Here is a 17,833-nt window from a genome sequence, read left to right as displayed (position 1 = left end):
AGCCGGCCATGAAATGCCTCGTTTTAAGCATGAACAAAGAACCACCGAAAGATCCCGATAAATGGTTTGATTTGGAAGGAAGACGAACCCGGGAAAACAGGAAATAGCGAACAGTAGCTTTTTATCGAGTAGCCGGAGGTAATATGTCTCAGCGCCCTGATTACGATCCGATCCCATCGGACAGACCGATCACCGATGACCCTGAACGTTTGCCGCCTGATGATTACGATCCCCTGGACCCGGATGTTCCCGATATTGAAGACCCCGATCGGCTTCCGGAAGACGACATCGACCCCGATGTCCCGGACATTGAAGATCCGGACAGGCCCGTCAGGCCGTTGTAATTTTTAACGTTACGTTGGTGGCGAGTGTTTCCGCCAGACAGGCCGGGTAGCGAACGCTACCCGGTTGATGCGCAATTAATTGTGAGTTGCCAACCCATTTCTGAACTGATTCAGGTAGTAATCATACCGATTCCGGAACCAGATTTTGCTTTCATGCTCCATCAGGCCGGTAATATTATCCAGATTCACATCCCTGCCGCGTAATTGCATCCCGGCGAAACTAAATGCAAGAAAATCAAAGTTTTGTTCAGACATCACGCTACTTTCACTCACAAACTGCATCTATTGCACCTCTACGACAATGTTTAAAGGGTTTAACGTTGACCGGAGATAAGTATTAGCGATATTCCAGAAAAATGTGGAAAATATTTTCATCAGTAAAATCAACGAGCTGTAATTTTTATCCCTCAGAGTGAAGCGTAGCGGTAATAATTATTCGCTTATGGGTGAAAATGTACAAAATTATACAGGTCTAATGCTTTTGCCTGAGTGACGATCCAACAAAAAGCTGGATCTGTGCATCGGTAATTTTGTTACCTAATCACATAAATAGGTATTATCTATACATCTTTTTCTTGTCCCGCGACATGCCCATTTCGCATATCAAAATGCCTTTTATTTCAATTGACTAAACCGCACGCATCGCCATCTGCAAGACTGCTGTGAGGGTCTATCCTTAGTAAAGACGCCCAAAAATGCAGCATTCCGCGAATACCCCTGTTACCAGAATGTTGTATTGAGAATAGTTATCACTAACATAGGGCTATCGGCCTGTGGGCTTTGAATCAATGAGGTGAACGATGGATGTGCAAACTGATAACTTCGATCCGAAAGAATTCGCCTGGCAGGGACTGACTCTGACGCCCGAGGCGGCGGAGCACGTCCGCAAGCTGACGGCGGGGCAGGAAGGCATGCTGGGTATACGCCTTGGCATCAAACAAACCGGCTGCGCGGGCTTCGGCTATGTGCTGGATACCGTGAAAGAACCCCATAAAGACGATCTGCTGTTCGAGCAGGATGGGGCGCGGCTGTACGTGCCGCTGTCGGCCATGCCGTTTATCGATGGCACGGAAGTCGATTATGTGCGCGAAGGATTAAATCAACTGTTCAAATTCCATAACCCCAAAGCCCAGAACGAATGCGGCTGCGGCGAAAGTTTTGGGGTCCAGGCGGATTAATTATGTCTCGTAATATTGAAGCAACTGACGATGTCAAAACCTGGACCGGGCACCTCAATTATAAAGAGGGCTTTTTTACCCGGTTACAGACCGATGAGCTGGCAAAAGGCATTAACGAAGAGGTAGTGCGGGCGATCTCTGCGCGCCGTAACGAACCCGACTGGATGCTGCAATTCCGTCTCGACGCGTATCACGCGTGGCTGGAGATGGAGGAGCCGCACTGGCTCAAGGCCCATTACGATAAGCTGAACTATCAGGATTACAGCTATTACTCTGCGCCGTCCTGCGGCAACTGCGATGATAACTGCGAATCCCAGCCGGGCGCGGTCCAGCAGACCGGCAGCAACAGCTATTTAACCGACGAAGTGGAAAAAGCCTTCGAGCAGCTCGGCGTGCCGGTGCGCGAGGGCAAAGAAGTGGCGGTGGACGCCATTTTTGACTCGGTGTCGGTCGCCACCACCTATCGCGAAAAGCTGGCCGACCAGGGGATTATCTTCTGCTCCTTCGGCGAGGCTATCCACGAGTTCCCGGAGCTGGTGCGTCAGTATCTGGGTACCGTGGTGCCGTCTAACGACAACTTCTTCGCGGCGCTGAACGCGGCGGTGGCCTCTGACGGCACCTTTATCTACATCCCGAAAGGGGTGCGCTGCCCGATGGAGCTGTCGACCTATTTCCGCATTAACGCGGAAAAAACCGGTCAGTTCGAGCGCACCATTTTGATCGCCGACGAAGGCAGCTACGTTAGCTATATCGAAGGTTGCTCCGCTCCGGTGCGCGACAGCTACCAGCTGCACGCGGCGGTGGTGGAAGTGATCATCCATAAAGACGCGGAGGTGAAATACTCCACGGTGCAGAACTGGTTCCCCGGTGATAACAACACCGGCGGGATTTTAAACTTCGTTACCAAGCGCGCGCTGTGCGAAGGCGAGAACAGCAAGATGTCCTGGACCCAGTCCGAGACCGGCTCCGCCATCACCTGGAAATACCCAAGCTGCATTCTGCGTGGGGATAACTCTATCGGCGAATTCTTCTCGGTGGCGCTGACCAGCGGGCACCAGCAGGCCGATACCGGCACCAAGATGATCCATATCGGCAAAAACACCAAATCGACGATTATCTCGAAAGGGATTTCGGCGGGGCACAGCCAGAACAGCTATCGCGGGCTGGTGAAAATCATGCCGACCGCCACCAACGCGCGTAACTTTACCCAGTGCGACTCAATGCTGATTGGCCCGGACTGCGGGGCGCATACCTTCCCGTACGTGGAGTGCCGCAACAACTCGGCGCAGCTGGAGCACGAGGCCACCACCTCGCGCATTGGCGAAGACCAGCTGTTCTACTGCCTGCAACGCGGTATCAGCGAAGACGACGCCATCTCAATGATCGTCAACGGCTTCTGTAAGGATGTGTTCTCCGAGCTGCCGCTGGAGTTCGCGGTGGAAGCCCAAAAATTATTAGCCATCAGCCTTGAGCACAGCGTCGGTTAAGCCATAAGGATACGAAATGTTAAGTATTAAAGATCTAGAAGTTAGCGTTGAAGATAAGCAGATCCTGCGTGGTTTATCCCTTGAGGTGCGGCCAGGCGAAGTGCACGCCATCATGGGGCCCAACGGTTCCGGGAAGAGCACCCTGTCGGCGACCCTGGCGGGACGGGAAGACTATGAAGTAACTGGCGGCGACGTGCATTTCAAAGGCAAAGACCTGCTGGAACTGGACCCGGAAGATCGCGCCGGGGAAGGCATTTTTATGGCGTTTCAGTATCCGGTTGAGATCCCGGGTGTCAGCAACCAGTTCTTCCTGCAAACCGCGCTGAACGCGGTGCGTAAATACCGTGGACAGGAAGAGCTCGATCGCTTCGATTTCCAGGATTTGATGGAAGAAAAAATCAAGCTGCTGAAGATGCCGGAAGATTTGTTGACCCGTTCGGTTAACGTCGGGTTTTCCGGCGGCGAGAAAAAGCGTAACGACATCCTGCAAATGGCGGTGCTGGAGCCGGATCTGTGCATTCTGGATGAGTCTGACTCCGGGCTGGACATTGACGCCCTGAAGATCGTGGCCGACGGCGTTAACGCCCTGCGCGACGGCAAGCGCTCGTTCATCATCGTGACCCACTACCAGCGCATTCTTGATTACATCAAGCCCGACTATGTACACGTGCTTTATCAGGGGCGCATCGTGAAGTCCGGCGATTTCACCCTGGTGAAACAACTGGAGGAGCAAGGCTATGGCTGGCTTACCGAACAGCGCTAACGCACTGCAACAATGGCACCGCCTGTTTGAGGCCGAACGCGAAACGCGCTCTCCACAGGCGCAGGAGCACCTGCAACAGCTGCTGCGCGAAGGGCTGCCGGGCCGTAAACATGAAAACTGGAAATATACGCCGTTGAACGGCCTGCTGGAGCGCAACTTCGTCGCCCCGGCGCGTCAGCCGGTGGATATAGCGCAGGTTCAGCGTCTGGCCCTGCCAGTAGAGGCAATCAAACTGGTGTTCGTTGACGGCGAATATGACCCCTCGCTGAGCGACGACGCCAGCAACAGCGGATTCGAAATCGCCATCAACGACCAGCGCGACAGCCTGCCGCCCGCCGTTCAGCCGGAAGTGTTTTTGCATCTCACGGAAAGCCTGGCGCGCTCGGTGACCCATATTCGCGTCAAGCGCAACCAGCAGCCGGAGAAGCCGCTGCTGTTAATGCACCTCAGCAGCGGGCGCGATGGCGATGAGATCAGCACCGCCCATTACCGCCACCATCTGGTGCTGGAGAGCGGGGCGCAGGCAACGGTGTATGAGCACTACGTCAGTCTTGATGCGCTGCGCCACTTTACCGGTTCGCGCCTGACCATTGAAGGCGGTGCCAACAGCCAGCTGCATCACTATAAGCTGGCGTTTGAAAACCCGGTGTGCCACCACTTCGCCCATAACGATCTGCTTTTGGAGCAGGATGCGTCGGTGCTGAGTAGCAGCTTCCTGCTGGGCGGCGCGGTGCTGCGCCACAATACCAGTACCCAGCTCAACGGCGAAAACATCACCCTGCGGGTCAATAGCCTGGCGCTGCCGGTGAATAACGAAGTGTGCGACAGCCGTACCTGGCTGGAGCATAACAAGGGCTACTGCAACAGCCGTCAGCTGCATAAAGTCATCGCCAGGGATCGCGGTAAAGCGGTGTTCAACGGCCTGATTAAGGTGGCGAAGCATGCGCTGAAAACCGACGGACAGATGACCAACAACAACCTGCTGTTGGGGCGACTTTCGGAAGTGGATACCAAGCCGCAACTTGAGATTTACGCAGACGACGTTAAGTGCAGCCACGGCGCGACCGTCGGGCGCATCGACGACGAACAGATGTTCTATCTGCGCTCGCGCGGGATCGACCAGATCTCGGCCCAGAAGATGATTATTTACGCCTTCGCCGCCGAACTGACCGAGTCGGTAACCGATGACGTAGTGAAACAGCAGGTGCTGGCCCGGATTGAGGAGCGCCTGGGAGGTGAGGCATGAGTTATAACGTTGAACAGGTCCGCGCCGATTTCCCGGTGCTGACCCGGGAAGTCAACGGGCAACCGCTGGCCTATCTCGACAGCGCCGCCAGCGCCCAGAAACCCAACGCGGTGATCGACGCGCAGTCGGAACTATATCGCCACGGCTACGCGGCGGTGCATCGGGGCATCCATACCCTGAGCGCCGAAGCCACCGAGCGGATGGAAAACGTGCGCAGCCAGGTGGCGCGCTTTATTGGCGCAGCATCGCCGGAAGAGATCGTGTTTGTGCGCGGCACCACCGAGGGGATTAACCTGGTGGCCAACAGCTGGGGCATGAGCGCGGTCTCCGCCGGGGATAACATCATCATCTCCACCATGGAGCATCACGCTAATATCGTGCCGTGGCAGATGCTGTGCAAACGTACCGGGGCAGAGCTGCGGGTGATCCCGCTCAATCAGGACGGTACGCTCCAGCTTGAGCGGCTGCCGGGGCTGATTGACGCCAATACCAAACTGCTGGCCATTACCCAGGTTTCCAACGTGCTGGGCACCGAAAACCCGATCGCTGAAATGATTAAGCTGGCGCATCAGTCGGGGGTCAAAGTGCTGATTGACGGCGCTCAGGCGGTGATGCATCACCCCATTGACGTCAAGGCGCTGGGCTGCGATTTCTACGTGTTCTCGGGCCACAAGCTCTACGGCCCGACGGGCATCGGCGTGCTGTACGTGAAAGAAGAGATTTTGCAGGCCATGCCGCCGTGGGAAGGGGGCGGGGCGATGATCGCTACCGTCAGCCTGACCGAAGGCACTACCTGGACGGCGGCCCCGTGGCGCTTTGAAGCCGGGACGCCGAATACCGCCGGGATTATCGGCCTGGGCGCGGCGATCCAGTACGTCGGGGAGATCGGCCTGGAGAACATTTCCGAATACGAACAGACGCTGATGCGTTACGCCCTTGATGAACTTGCAAAGGTGCCGGACCTCACGCTGTATGGCCCTGCGTCGCGGCTTGGAGTGATTGCCTTTAATCTTGGTAAGCATCACGCCTATGACGTCGGGAGCTTTTTAGATAACTATGGCATTGCGGTGCGCACCGGCCACCACTGCGCCATGCCGCTGATGGATTTTTACGGCGTACCGGCGATGTGCCGCGCGTCGCTGGCGATGTACAACACTGAAGAAGAGGTCGACAGGCTGGTGGCGGGGCTAATCCGCATCCATCGTCTGTTGGGCTAACAGGGAGATTCTGATGGCAACATTGCCGGAACGTGAAAAACTGCTGCGCAACTTCAATCGCTGCGCCAACTGGGAAGAGAAGTATCTTTACATCATTGAACTGGGCCAACGTTTGCCGGCGCTCAGCGATGAAGCGCACCGCGCGGAAAATAAAATTCAGGGCTGCCAGAGCCAGGTGTGGATTGTGCTGAATCAGCGCGACGACGGCGTCATCGAATTGCAGGGCGACAGCGATGCCGCCATCGTTAAAGGGCTGATTGCGGTGGTCTTCGCGCTGTATCAGCAGATGACCGCCCAGGACATCGTCGCCTTTGACGTGCGCCCGTGGTTTGAACAAATGGCGCTGACGCAACATCTCACCCCGTCGCGCTCGCAGGGTCTTGAAGCGATGATCCGCGCAATTCGCGCCAGGGCCGCAGAACTTAGCTAAACTCAAAGAGATTGCTTTCATCCTGTTATGCGAGGCGATGAGTCGCCTCGTGTTCTTTCAGCATTCCGGCGTTCTGTCGGTGAACACAGGAAATAATTATATGAAACGCGCGGTCTCTTTAACTCCAATAACGCTATCAATACTACTGGGTGCCTCACAGGCGGCGTTTGCCGTGGATTATCCGCTGCCGCCGCCAGGCAGCCGCATCATTGGCCATAACCAAACCTATGTTGTGCCCAATGACGGTAAAAGCCTCGAATACATCGCCGAGAAGTTTGAAACCGGCGTGCTGTCGCTGATTGAGGCCAACAATACCGTTGACCCCTGGCTGCCTAAACCGGGCACGCCGCTGATTATTCCTTCGCAAATGATCCTGCCGGATACCCCGCGCGAGGGGATTGTGATTAATCTGGCAGAGCTGCGGCTGTACTACTATCCGCCAGGGCAGAACCGGGTCGAGGTCTACCCGCTGGGAATTGGTCAACTGGGGCGTGAAACCCCGGTGATGGTTACCCGCATCAGCCAGAAAATCCCTAATCCGACCTGGACGCCGACCGCCAATATTCGGGCGCGCTCGCTGGCGCAGGGCATCAAACTGCCTGCCGTGGTGCCTGCCGGGCCAAATAACCCGTTAGGGCGCTTCGCGCTGCGTCTGGAACAGGGCGGCGGTGAGTATCTGATCCACGGCACCAACGTGCGCAGCAGCATCGGGATGCGGGTTAGCTCCGGCTGTATCCGCATGCGCGCGCCGGATATCAAAGCGCTGTTTAGCCAGGCGGCCTGGGGGACTCGCGTGCAGATTATCGATGAGCCAGTGAAGTACAGCGTCGAGCCGGATGGCAAACGCTATGTTGAAGTGCACCAGCCGCTGTCGAAAAACGACTGGGATAATCCGCAAACCCTGCCCATCGCTATCAACGCCGCCTTTGGGCAGTTCATCGATGACGGGCGTACCGACAGCATGGCGGTGGATAATGCCATCACCCGGCGAGCGGGTTACCCCGTGGACGTCAGCGGCATGCAGAGCCAGCCGTCAGGCTTGACGCCGGTAGCACCGATTCAGAGCGTCAAAGCGCAGCCACAGGACGCGGTGAAGCCTCAGCAGGACATTACGTTAGTAAGTGGGCAAAACGGCGTGGTGATGCAGTAACGGGGCGTAAAAGAAGGGCAAAAAAAATGGCGCACAATGTGCGCCATTCTTAACACAGGTACTATTACTTACGGTATTTAGTAGCCTGGTTGTCCAGACGCTGGTTAGCGCGAGCTGCGTCGTCTTTAGCAGCCTGAACGTCGGAACGCATTGCGTTCACGTCGTTGCTCAGCTGGTCAACTTTAGCGTTCAGAGTCTGAACGTCAGAAGACAGCTGATCGATTTTAGCGTTGCTGGAGCAACCAGCCAGCAGAGTAGAACCCAGGATTACCGCGCCCAGTACCAGTTTAGTACGATTCATTATTAATACCCTCTAGATTGAGTTAATCTCCATGTAGCGTTACAAGTATTACACAAACTTTTTTAGGTTGAGAATATTTTTTTGATGAGAATCCACTTAATTTTGATCGTTCGCTCAAAGAACCAGCGAATTTCTCTGTTCTGTTAAAAAAAGTGTGTTAAAACAGTCTTTTTTCATCGGATTCATCTTAGATTTTTGTTCTGTTGAATAGCTCAATCCGATTTGATTTTTTATTTAATTTGGCTAATGGCGAAAATAAAAAAAGCACCCGAAGGTGCTTTTTTAACGCATTAATTAACGTTTTTAATTAAAGAACGTGTACCGATGCAGTATTGGTTGTGCCGCTCGGAACCAGCGCGCCGGATACCATTACCACCACATCGCCTTTATTCGCCAGGCCGCTTTCCAGCGCCGCTTCTTTACCCAGACGATAGAAATCATCGGTAGACGCGATCTCTTTCACCAGCTGCGTAACCACGCCTTTGCTCAGCACCAGCTGACGGGCGGTGATTTCGTTGGTGGTGAGTGCCAGGATGGTGGCGTTCGGGAAGTATTTGCGGACCGCTTTAGCGGATTTACCGCCCTGGGTTGCAACAACAATCAGGTTGGCTTCCAGATTTTCAGCGGTTTCAACCGCGCCACGGCACACGGCCTCGGTGATGCGCAGTTTGCGGTTGCCGTTATGGTTGTCCAGACGGCTCTGCATTACGCGATCGGTACGCTCGCAGATGGTCGCCATGATGGTGACCGCTTCCAGTGGGTATTTACCTTTGGCGGATTCGCCAGACAGCATCACGGCATCGGTGCCGTCGATGATGGCGTTCGCCACGTCACCGGCTTCTGCGCGGGTCGGACGCGGGTTTTTGATCATCGAGTCCAGCATCTGGGTCGCGGTGATCACCACTTTACGGGCGCGTACGCATTTCTCGATCATCATCTTCTGGGCGAAGATCACTTCTTCAACCGGGATTTCAACGCCCAGGTCGCCACGCGCAACCATGATGCCGTCAGACGCTTCGAGGATTTCGTCGAAGTTGTTCAGGCCTTCCTGGTTTTCGATTTTGGAAATGATCTGGATAGCTTCGCCGCCGTTGGCTTTCAGGTGGGCGCGAATTTCTTCTACGTCGGAACGCTTACGGATAAAGGATGCCGCAACGAAATCAACGCCTTGCTCGCAACCGAAGATCAGGTCTTTTTTGTCTTTCTCAGCCAGCGCCGGCAGAGCGATAGAAACGCCAGGCAGGTTAACGCCTTTGTTTTCGCCCAGGTCGCCGTTGTTCAGAACCTTACAGATAACCTTGTTGCCTTCGATAGCCGTCACTTCCATACCAATCAGGCCATCGTCCACCAGTACGGTGTTACCGACGCTCAGGTCGTTGGTGAAGCCTTCATAGGTAACCGCAACGGTCTCACTGTTGCCGACAACAGTTTTGTCAGTGGTGAAGGTGAAGGTCTGGCCCGCTTTCAGCGAAACGTCGTTGCCGCCTTCCAGTTTGATGGTACGAATTTCCGGACCTTTGGTATCCAGCAGAATGGCTGCTTTCTTGCCGGTTTTAGCCATCACGTTGCGCAGGTTTTTGATGCGCTGGCCATGCTCGTCATAGTCACCGTGGGAGAAGTTAAGACGCATCACGTTCATGCCCGCGTCGAGCATTTTGGACAGCATCTCTTCAGATTCGGTTTTCGGGCCGATGGTGCAAACAATTTTGGTCTTTTTCATGACAGTTTTAATCTTAACGTTGAGAAGGATAAGGGATTTTTACCCCACAGCATCGTATGCCATGGGCGGAATCAGGTGTTTTAAAGCGCTGGTGGCACCGTATAAGAATAGGTGACATCAAAAAAGCGTGCAGAGGAATGTATGCTGAAGTTTCAGCCAGGAAAAGGTAGGCAAATTCATTATAAGATTTGAGGCCGTCCAATATGCTGAAACCATTCAAGTTAGAAACGGCGCTAGTATAAGGCAAACGCAGCAGGAAGGAAAATAAAAACGCTGTTTCATAAATTTTTCAGGCAGTTTCACAATCAACTGTTATCGACACGTTGCGTTTGAATAAACTTTGTTAATAAGAGTGTGATCGATCGCTCATTGCGGCTCTGTGGGGACAGGAAATAAATCTTTAAGCCGGCGATTTATAGACGCACCCGGAGAGATGCGTCTGATTTGCGCATTATTTGGCCTTAGAGACCGGGCACAGCAATTCTCTCAAAATACGGATCCGCTGCTCGGGGGACAAATAAAAAGGCGAGGGGGAGTGGCGACGGGGCTCGCTAGCCCAGACCTGTTTCAGGTTTTGCAGATAGTGTTCAATCATCATGGTTTCTCCTCATTCGGGAATGCTTTCAATCTAGCCGCTTAAAAGCGGAAGAAAAACTGACGATATTGATTTATCTGTTCCGTATTTAATTGACCCATCATCATCCCGTCATCTCCGGCAGGTTAGCTAATCTTTCCTATACTTAGGCTTTGTTCCCGAAACAGGAGAGTAACGATGACGATTCAAAAAAGCGGTCAGGCACACTGGGAAGGCGATATCAAAAGCGGTAAAGGCACCGTCACCACCGAGAGCGGAGTGCTGAGCCAACAGCCTTACGGCTTTAATACCCGTTTCGAAGGCGCAAAAGGCACCAACCCGGAAGAGCTGATTGGCGCGGCGCACGCGGCTTGTTTCTCTATGGCGCTTTCGCTTATGTTGGGCGAGGCGGGGCATAAAGCGCAGTCTATTGATACCAAAGCCGTGGTCTCGCTGGATAAAGCGGGCGGTGGTTTCGAAATCACTAAAGTCGCGTTGACCAGTGAGGTTTCTGTGCCGGGCGTCGATAAAAATGAATTCGACGAAATCATCCAGAAAGCCAAAGAAGGCTGCCCGGTTTCTAAAGTGCTCAATGCTGAGATTACGCTGGATTACACCCTTAAAAATTAATCGCATAAAGGCCGCCTGTTGTCAGGTGGCCCCTATTTTCCAGAGTCGTTTTGAAAACTGGATTGTTGAAAGTGGATACGCATGAGCAAAATAGTTAAAGATGAAGAGTTATACCAGGAAATGTGCCGCGTCGTGGGCAAAGTGGTGTTGGAAATGCGCGATCTGGGCCAGGAGCCTAAACACGTTGTCATTGCCGGCGTGGTCAGAACTTCTCTCGCTAATCAAAAAATGAAACGCAGCGAACTCACGACCGAGGCCATGGAAAAGGTGGTTAAGGCGCTGGCGCCCCAACAGTAATACCTCTGCTGCTCAAAATCTTCGCCCCTTTTTCAGGGGCCGATGCAGACCGTAAATCTCAATCTTCAAGGGCTCAGTATTTAACGGCGTCCCGTTTGCACGTCAATCACAAAAAACATCCAGTCGGGCTGTGCCATAGCGTTTGCGCGACTCTGTGAAACTGTTTCAGACAGGGTTGAGCGCAGATCTATGCGCAATGTGGCTAACAGGGAATAAGTAGAAGAAAACCGCGAGAAAATATGGTGCGTTCGATTGGACTCGAACCAACGACCCCCACCATGTCAAGGTGGTGCTCTAACCAACTGAGCTACGAACGCATTGTAGAGAATGGTGCGTTCAATTGGACTCGAACCAACGACCCCCACCATGTCAAGGTGGTGCTCTAACCAACTGAGCTATGAACGCATTACTGTGTGACAGCGGGGACGAATATTAGCGGCAGCCCTGGAGGCTTGCAAGGGGAAAATGGCAATTTTCTTCCGGATTTCACGCGATTGCTGCGCAACTGCGCAAAACGGGGAGAAAGTAATCAGTGCCTTAGCCCGAAATTAAAAGGGCATCCGCAGATGCCCTTGAACATTAGCGCGCCGCGCGCTGCAAAATCACCGAAGACGGCTGGCGCTGCAGGAAACGCATTCGCAGCATCATCAAAATTGCCGCTGAGGTCAGCCCGATAATAAAGCCCATCCAGAATCCCGCCGGACCCATCGGCGCGACGACCCAGTCGGTCAGCGCCAGAATATAGCCGCTCGGCAAACCCAGCACCCAGTAGGCGGTAAAAGTGATAAAGAAAATGGAACGCGTATCTTTATAACCACGCAGAATGCCGCTGCCGATCACCTGGATGGAATCGGAGATCTGATAAATCGCCGCCAGCAGCATTAACTGGGTAGCAAGAGCGATAACCGCCGGATTGTCGTTATACAGCAGGGCGATAGGCTCGCGGAAAATCACCGTGAACAGCGCGGTAAACACCGCCATGCACACGCCGACGCCCAGCCCGGTCCGGGCGGCAGTTTGCGCTTCCAGGGTTGAACCCTGACCCAGTCGATAGCCCACGCGGATGGTCACTGCCGCACCCAGCGACAGCGGCAATACAAACATCAGCGAGCTGAAGTTAAGGGCGATCTGGTGACCGGCCACGTTGACAATCCCCAGCGGGGATACCAGCAATGCCACGACCGCAAACAGCGTGACTTCGAAAAACAGCGCCAGCGCGATGGGCAAACCCAGTTGGGTCAGACGTTTCAACACTGACCAGTCTGGTTTCTGGAACCCTGTGGTGCTGCGAATATCGCGCATTGAACGGGCGCGGGTGACGTAAGAACGCATGGCGATAAACATCACCCAGTACACCGCCGCCGTCGCCACGCCGCAGCCGACGCCGCCCAGTTCCGGCATCCCGAAATGACCGTAAATAAAGATATAGTTCACCGGAATGTTAACCAACAGGCCGATAAAGCCCATCACCATGCCGGGTTTGGTTTTTGCCAGCCCTTCGCACTGGTTACGCATCACCTGAAAAAACAGATAGCCCGGCGCGCCCCACAGCAGCGCCCGCAGGTAACCGACGGCTTTATCGGCCATCAGCGGGTCAATATCGTGCATGGCGTGGATGATGTAACCGGCATTCCACAGCACCAACATCACTAACAGCGACACCATGCCAGCCAGCCAGAAGCCTTGCTGGACCTGATGGGCCACGCGGTCGCGCCGCCCTGAGCCGTTAAGCTGGGCGATCACCGGCGTGAGCGCCAGCAGCAGGCCGTGACCGAACAGAATGGCAGGCAGCCACACCGAGGTGCCAATGGCGACGGCGGCCATATCGGTGGCGCTGTAACCACCGGCCATCACCGTATCGACGAATCCCATTGAGGTTTGGGCGATTTGCGCGAGGATCACCGGGATCGCCAGAGCTAATAACTGACGCGCTTCGACAAAATACTTCTGCACGAGAACACCTTTTATATTGTTGTTATATGAAAAACAAAAAGCCGCCAACGGTGGCAGCAAGAAGAGGTTGCAGGGGAATAGTCAGACTATTGTAGCGGGAGTTCATTATTAAGCCAGTGAATTGTGTAACCTACTGGCAAGCTGAATTTCCAGCTGTTATTGTGCATGCATGGTGTGAATGGCGCTTTGCCAGTTTGCTGTAATTCAGGAGTTAGCCTTATGTTTACCGGTATTGTCCAGGGCGTGGCGAAAATTATCGCCATCGATGAGAAACCGAATTTCCGCACCCACGTGGTGGAATTGCCGCCGTCGCTGCTGCCAGGCCTCGAAACCGGGGCGTCGGTGGCGCACAACGGCTGTTGCCTGACGGTAACCGAGATTGACGGCAACCGGGTAAGCTTTGATCTAATGAAAGAAACCCTGCGCATCACTAATCTTGGTGAGCTGGCGGTGGGTGACCTGGTGAATATTGAACGCGCCGCGAAATTCAGCGATGAAATTGGCGGGCATTTGATGTCCGGCCATATTATGACCACCGCGGAAGTTTCAAAAATATTAACCTCGGAAAATAACCGCCAAATCTGGTTTAAACCGCAGGATGCCACCCTGATGAAGTATATTTTACACAAAGGGTTTATTGGCATTGACGGTATTAGCCTGACGGTAGGGGAAGTGACCGCTTCCCGTTTCTGCGTTTATTTAATTCCCGAGACGCTTCAGCGCACGACCCTGGGAAATAAAAAACTCGGCCAGCGGATCAATATTGAAATCGATCCGCAAACCCAGGCGGTGGTGGATACGGTTGAACGCGTGCTGGCCGCGCGTGAAGCGGCGGCGAAAATCCCCGACGCATAATCCTTAAAAAAACCCCGGCTAGCCGGGGTTATGTTTAGCGCGCCACGCGCAATCCGTTCTCAATCCCCCGGCTAAACACGACCTGCCAGAGCTGAAGATCCCGGGCGCGAAACGCCCCGGCGCAGGCGTTCAGGTAATAGCTGAACATACGTTTGAAACGCTCGGAATAATGGCCCGCCAGCCCAGGCCAGGCATCCATAAACCGCGCGTGCCAGGCCATCAGCGTCTTATCGTAATCCGCGCCGAAGTTATGCCAGTCCTCCATCACAAAATGATCTGCGCTGGCATCGACGATATGGCGCATTGAGGGCAGGCAGCCGTTGGGGAAAATATACTTATCGATCCACGGATCGACATTGTTATCGGTTTTGCGCGAGCCGATGGTATGTAATAAGAAAATCCCATCCGGAGCCAGATTGCGGTTCACCACCTCGAAATAGGTGGCATAGTTTTTCGGGCCGACGTGCTCAAACATGCCGACCGAGACGATGCGGTCAAAACGGTCGTTGAGGTCGCGGTAATCCTGCAACAGAATGGTGACATCCAGCCCCTGACAGCGCGTCTGCGCCATTTTCTGCTGTTCGGCGGAGATGGTCACCCCGGTGACGGATACGCCGTATTCACGCGCGGCGAATTCCGCCAGCCCGCCCCAGCCGCAGCCGATATCCAGAATACGCATCCCCGGTGCCAGCTGGAGTTTTTCACATATCAGCCGCAGCTTATCGCGCTGCGCGTCGGCGAGATTGTCAGCCGTTTTCCAGTAGCCGCAGGAGTATTGCATCTGCCCGTCCAACATATGGCTGAACAGGTCGTTGCCTAAATCGTAGTGCTCTTTGCCCACCATCCAGGCGCGCTTTTGGGTCTGGAGGTTGAAAATACGCGCGCCCAGTACCCGTAAAGTATCCTTAAAGTGGGTCGGCAACTGATTCTCCAGGCCCGCTTTGAGCACGTTAGTAAAAAACTGGTCCAGCCGTTCGCACTCCCACCAGCCGTCCATATAGCTTTCGCCCAGACCGAGCGATCCCTGTTGTAAAACGCGTTTATAAAAATCGGGGTTTTTGACCTGAAGGTCGGCGGGGGAAGGGCCGTTGATGGCGACACCCGCTTTGCTCAGCAGGTCATTGACGATGCGGAACCACTGGTTGTCCCGTAATCCGACTTCTTCTATACACGATGAACTCATAGCTTCTCCATCACTGTGCTGTGAACATCACCCTGACGCCAGGGCGGCGAGAAATTTCGCGGAATATGCCGCGAGCCTGAAATCCGACGAGAACAGAGGAAGGGAGAAGGCCCTTACCGTAAAGGCCATCCGTGGTGCTAAATAAAAAATCCGTTAAAAATTTATTTTAAGAAGACTGCCAATCAGTATAGAACTCACCCAACGGGGGTTCAATAAAAAATAATTAGCAGTCTAATTAAAATGATGAAGCGGATCAGGAGCTTTGCGATGACGTGGCAGGCTGGCGCAGCTGCGCCGTTGCGCTGTCAGTAACCTGCATCCGGTAGCCCAGTGCGACGATGAGCACGGTGGACAACATCACGCTGGTGGTCGAGAGCAGCGGCGCGGAGGATACCAGCCAGGAAACGGCCAGGCTGGACAGGAAGCACAGCCCGAGCTGCAAAGTGTTTTGCAACGCGGCGGCGCGGCCAGTGGCCTGCGGGAAAGGCTGGAGCGCAGAGGCCACCACGATAGGGTAAATCGCGCCGTTGACCGCCGCCATCAGGCAGAACGGGATTAGGATCAGCGTCAGGCTGGGATTCGGCATCAGTCCCGCGCCCCAGGTGCCCACCACGCTCAGAGCAAACAGGATCAGCAGCCACGGCAGCATCTGCGGGCCATGCCATTTTTTCAGCGCGCTGCGGCAGCCGTAACCACCAATCAGAAAGGCGATCGTCTGCGGCACATAGCTCAGGCCGATAGCCGTCGGGCCATAGCCCATATCATTAAGGATAAACGGCGAGCCGGTCAGCCAGGCGAAGAAGCTGGCGGAGCAGCCTGCATAGATCAGCACGTTGCCACGGTAGGTTTTCGAGCGCAGCAGGGTGATAAAGCTGAGCGACGGCGCGTCGGCATGGTGCGCCTGGCTGCGCGGCTTCAGGCGCAGCGCCGGGATCATCAGCGCCAGGGTCACGGCGAACAGCACCAGGAAGATCACTTTCCAGTCGAAATGGTGCAGCAGCCAGCTGCCCAGCAGCGGGGCGAGGGCGGGCGACAGGGCCACCAGCGGCATGATGGTGGCGAAAATACGGTTGGTGCGGGTCGCCGGATAGTAATCCGTGACCAGGGCCTGCCAGGTTACCGCGGCGGCACAGACGCCCACCGCCTGGACAAAGCGCAGCGCCAGCAGCATGGCGGCGTTTTCCACCCACAGCATCCCGAGGCAGCCCACGGCAAAAATACTCAGCCCAGCCAGCAGGATCGGCTTACGGCCATAGCGGTCGGACAACGGTCCCCACGCCAGTTGCGCAACGGCAAATCCGGCCAGAAACAGGCTCAGGCTGGCGCTGACGGCGGAAGCCTCGGTGCCCAAATCCTGTTGAATAGCGGCAAACGCCGGTAGATACATATCGGTGGCCAGGAAGCCCAGAACGCTTAACCCCGCCAGCCAGACTAAAAAACCTCGTGAAGGACGCATGGTAATTCTCTTCTTTTTTGATCTGATAACGCTTATTACGGACGCAGGAGTGTACAAAAGTGCAATCGCCGTTGTGAAACGGTAATATTTGCACGTTCCTTTCAAAATTTTTGCAGGCAGAAAATGTGGTCTGAATATTCTCTGGAAGTGGTTGATGCGGTTGCACGTAACGGCAGTTTCAGCGCGGCAGCGCAGGAACTGCACCGGGTGCCGTCTGCGGTGAGCTATACCGTTAAGCAACTGGAAGAATGGCTGGCGGTTCCGCTGTTTATCCGCCGTCACCGGGAGGTCGAGCTGACACCCGCCGGGGCGTGGTTTTTGAAGGAAGGCCGTTCTGTTATCAGAAAAATGATGGTCACCCGCCAGCAGTGCCAGCAGATCGCTAACGGCTGGCGCGGCCAGCTCTCTATCGCCGTGGACAACATCGTCAAACCGGCGCGCACCCGGCAGCTGATCCTCGATTTCTATCGCCATTTCGACGACGTGGAGCTGATTGTCGCCCAGGAGGTGTTCAACGGCGTGTGGGATGCGCTGTCGGACGGGCGCGTTGAGCTGGCAATTGGTGCGACCCAGGCAATCCCGGTGGGCGGGCGTTTCGCGTTTCGCGATATGGGGCCGCTAAGCTGGCAGTGCGTGGTCAGCGCCGACCATCCGCTGGCGAAGGAAAACGCGCCGCTCAGCGATGACCAGCTGCGCCAGTGGCCGTCGCTGGTGCTGGAAGATACCTCGCGCTCGCTGCCCAAGCGCACCACCTGGCTGCTGGATAATCAGCGCCGCGTGGTGGTGCCGGACTGGGCGACGGCGGTGGAGTGCCTCAATAACGGCTTATGCGTGGGGATGGTGCCTGCGCACGTGGCCCACGATCCGGTCGTCGCCGGGCGCTGGAAAAAGCTAACGCTCGACGATCCGTTCCCGGATTCCCCGTGCTGCCTGACGTGGAAACAGACCGATACGTCGCCTGCGCTATTGTGGCTGCTGGATTATCTGGGAGACAGCGAAACGCTGAACCGGGAGTGGTTGATGGAGCCGGAATAACCGGCTCCGGCAGG

The 17,833-nt window shown here is 55.0% G+C and carries 20 protein-coding genes and 2 tRNA genes; 12 read left to right on the top strand and 10 right to left on the bottom strand.

The window, feature by feature from the left end:
- Window positions 1-143: 143 nt before the first annotated feature.
- Window positions 144-344: a hypothetical protein gene (locus FND52_RS17685; RefSeq protein WP_125293467.1), complete on the top strand. Its 201-nt coding sequence runs from the start codon at window positions 144-146 to the stop codon at window positions 342-344.
- A 75-nt stretch (window positions 345-419) separates the two neighbouring features.
- On the opposite strand, the gene FND52_RS17680 is transcribed toward FND52_RS17685, so the two are convergent.
- On the bottom strand, window positions 420-626 hold the full coding sequence (locus FND52_RS17680) for a glycogen synthesis protein GlgS (protein ID WP_144132285.1): 207 nt from the start codon (window positions 624-626) through the stop codon (window positions 420-422).
- A gap of 518 nt (window positions 627-1,144) precedes the next feature.
- Here FND52_RS17680 and sufA point away from each other — a divergent pair.
- The 7 genes from sufA (at window position 1,145) to ldtE (ending at window position 7,815) form a co-directional block, all read left to right on the top strand.
- Complete coding sequence (sufA, locus tag FND52_RS17675) at window positions 1,145-1,522, top strand: Fe-S cluster assembly scaffold SufA (RefSeq protein ID WP_144132278.1); 378 nt, start codon at window positions 1,145-1,147, stop codon at window positions 1,520-1,522.
- A gap of 2 nt (window positions 1,523-1,524) precedes the next feature.
- On the top strand, window positions 1,525-3,009 hold the full coding sequence (gene sufB, locus FND52_RS17670) for a Fe-S cluster assembly protein SufB (RefSeq protein ID WP_125293464.1): 1,485 nt from the start codon (window positions 1,525-1,527) through the stop codon (window positions 3,007-3,009).
- 16 nt (window positions 3,010-3,025) lie between these two features.
- Window positions 3,026-3,772, top strand: a complete 747-nt coding sequence (gene sufC / locus FND52_RS17665; RefSeq protein ID WP_125293463.1) for a Fe-S cluster assembly ATPase SufC — start codon at window positions 3,026-3,028, stop codon at window positions 3,770-3,772.
- Entirely contained in the window at window positions 3,747-5,018 is a 1,272-nt protein-coding gene (gene sufD, locus FND52_RS17660; RefSeq protein WP_125293462.1) for a Fe-S cluster assembly protein SufD, read from the top strand. The genes sufC and sufD overlap by 26 nt, the downstream gene beginning before the upstream one ends.
- Window positions 5,015-6,235: a cysteine desulfurase SufS gene (gene sufS, locus FND52_RS17655; protein ID WP_144132273.1), complete on the top strand. Its 1,221-nt coding sequence runs from the start codon at window positions 5,015-5,017 to the stop codon at window positions 6,233-6,235. Before sufD ends, sufS begins: the two co-directional genes overlap by 4 nt.
- A 13-nt stretch (window positions 6,236-6,248) precedes the next feature.
- Window positions 6,249-6,665 carry a cysteine desulfuration protein SufE gene (gene sufE / locus FND52_RS17650; protein WP_144132268.1) on the top strand — a complete coding sequence of 139 codons (417 nt, stop codon included), beginning with the start codon at window positions 6,249-6,251 and terminating at the stop codon, window positions 6,663-6,665.
- A 100-nt stretch (window positions 6,666-6,765) separates the two neighbouring features.
- The gene (gene ldtE / locus FND52_RS17645; protein WP_144132266.1) at window positions 6,766-7,815 is read left to right on the top strand and encodes a L,D-transpeptidase LdtE; all 1,050 of its coding nucleotides are present in this window, start codon (window positions 6,766-6,768) and stop codon (window positions 7,813-7,815) included.
- A 64-nt stretch (window positions 7,816-7,879) separates the two neighbouring features.
- Here ldtE and lpp read toward each other — a convergent pair whose 3' ends face one another.
- From lpp to FND52_RS21840, 4 genes are all read right to left on the bottom strand, one after another.
- Window positions 7,880-8,116, bottom strand: a complete 237-nt coding sequence (gene lpp, locus FND52_RS17640) for a murein lipoprotein Lpp (protein WP_001082307.1) — start codon at window positions 8,114-8,116, stop codon at window positions 7,880-7,882.
- Window positions 8,117-8,423: 307 nt separating this feature from the next.
- Entirely contained in the window at window positions 8,424-9,836 is a 1,413-nt protein-coding gene (gene pykF, locus FND52_RS17635; RefSeq protein WP_125293458.1) for a pyruvate kinase PykF, read from the bottom strand.
- Between the two features lie 13 nt (window positions 9,837-9,849).
- Window positions 9,850-10,038: a protein YnhH gene (gene ynhH, locus FND52_RS22135; RefSeq protein WP_419901059.1), complete on the bottom strand. Its 189-nt coding sequence runs from the start codon at window positions 10,036-10,038 to the stop codon at window positions 9,850-9,852.
- 249 nt (window positions 10,039-10,287) lie between these two features.
- Window positions 10,288-10,434 (bottom strand): hypothetical protein, encoded by a 147-nt coding sequence (locus FND52_RS21840; RefSeq protein WP_167509376.1) that lies wholly within the window; start codon window positions 10,432-10,434, stop codon window positions 10,288-10,290.
- Between the two features lie 174 nt (window positions 10,435-10,608).
- Between FND52_RS21840 and FND52_RS17630 the strand changes: the two genes are divergently transcribed.
- Both FND52_RS17630 and fumD read left to right on the top strand, forming a co-directional pair.
- Entirely contained in the window at window positions 10,609-11,040 is a 432-nt protein-coding gene (locus tag FND52_RS17630; protein WP_125293457.1) for an OsmC family protein, read from the top strand.
- Window positions 11,041-11,121: 81 nt separating this feature from the next.
- Complete coding sequence (fumD, locus tag FND52_RS17625) at window positions 11,122-11,337, top strand: fumarate hydratase FumD (protein WP_144132263.1); 216 nt, start codon at window positions 11,122-11,124, stop codon at window positions 11,335-11,337.
- 240 nt (window positions 11,338-11,577) lie between these two features.
- On the opposite strand, the gene FND52_RS17620 is transcribed toward fumD, so the two are convergent.
- The 3 genes from FND52_RS17620 to mdtK all read right to left on the bottom strand — a co-directional run bounded on the left by FND52_RS17620 (window position 11,578) and on the right by mdtK (window position 13,290).
- A tRNA-Val gene (locus FND52_RS17620) sits at window positions 11,578-11,654 on the bottom strand.
- Between the two features lie 11 nt (window positions 11,655-11,665).
- Window positions 11,666-11,742 (bottom strand) — tRNA-Val (locus FND52_RS17615).
- Between the two features lie 174 nt (window positions 11,743-11,916).
- A complete protein-coding gene (gene mdtK, locus FND52_RS17610) occupies window positions 11,917-13,290 on the bottom strand; it encodes an MdtK family multidrug efflux MATE transporter (RefSeq protein WP_144132259.1) in 1,374 nt (457 codons plus the stop codon).
- Window positions 13,291-13,509: 219 nt separating this feature from the next.
- Here mdtK and FND52_RS17605 point away from each other — a divergent pair, with 219 nt between their 5' ends.
- The gene (locus FND52_RS17605) at window positions 13,510-14,145 is read left to right on the top strand and encodes a riboflavin synthase subunit alpha (protein WP_125293454.1); all 636 of its coding nucleotides are present in this window, start codon (window positions 13,510-13,512) and stop codon (window positions 14,143-14,145) included.
- Between the two features lie 34 nt (window positions 14,146-14,179).
- Here the strand turns inward: FND52_RS17605 and cfa are convergent, their stop codons facing one another.
- Both cfa and punC read right to left on the bottom strand, forming a co-directional pair.
- On the bottom strand, window positions 14,180-15,328 hold the full coding sequence (gene cfa, locus FND52_RS17600) for a cyclopropane fatty acyl phospholipid synthase (RefSeq protein WP_144132255.1): 1,149 nt from the start codon (window positions 15,326-15,328) through the stop codon (window positions 14,180-14,182).
- A gap of 253 nt (window positions 15,329-15,581) precedes the next feature.
- Window positions 15,582-16,784, bottom strand: coding sequence for a purine nucleoside transporter PunC (punC, locus tag FND52_RS17595; RefSeq protein WP_125293452.1), 1,203 nt, complete (start codon window positions 16,782-16,784; stop codon window positions 15,582-15,584).
- Between the two features lie 123 nt (window positions 16,785-16,907).
- Between punC and punR the strand changes: the two genes are divergently transcribed.
- Window positions 16,908-17,819: a DNA-binding transcriptional activator PunR gene (gene punR / locus FND52_RS17590; RefSeq protein WP_144132251.1), complete on the top strand. Its 912-nt coding sequence runs from the start codon at window positions 16,908-16,910 to the stop codon at window positions 17,817-17,819.
- The last annotated feature ends 14 nt before the right edge of the window (window positions 17,820-17,833 follow it).

Origin of the sequence: Atlantibacter subterraneus (genome assembly GCF_007570865.1) — a bacterium.
GTDB classification, from domain to species: Bacteria; Pseudomonadota; Gammaproteobacteria; order Enterobacterales; family Enterobacteriaceae; genus Atlantibacter; species Atlantibacter subterraneus.
Note: the sequence above shows the minus strand (reverse complement) of the source record. Positions and strands in the feature narration are given on the sequence as shown.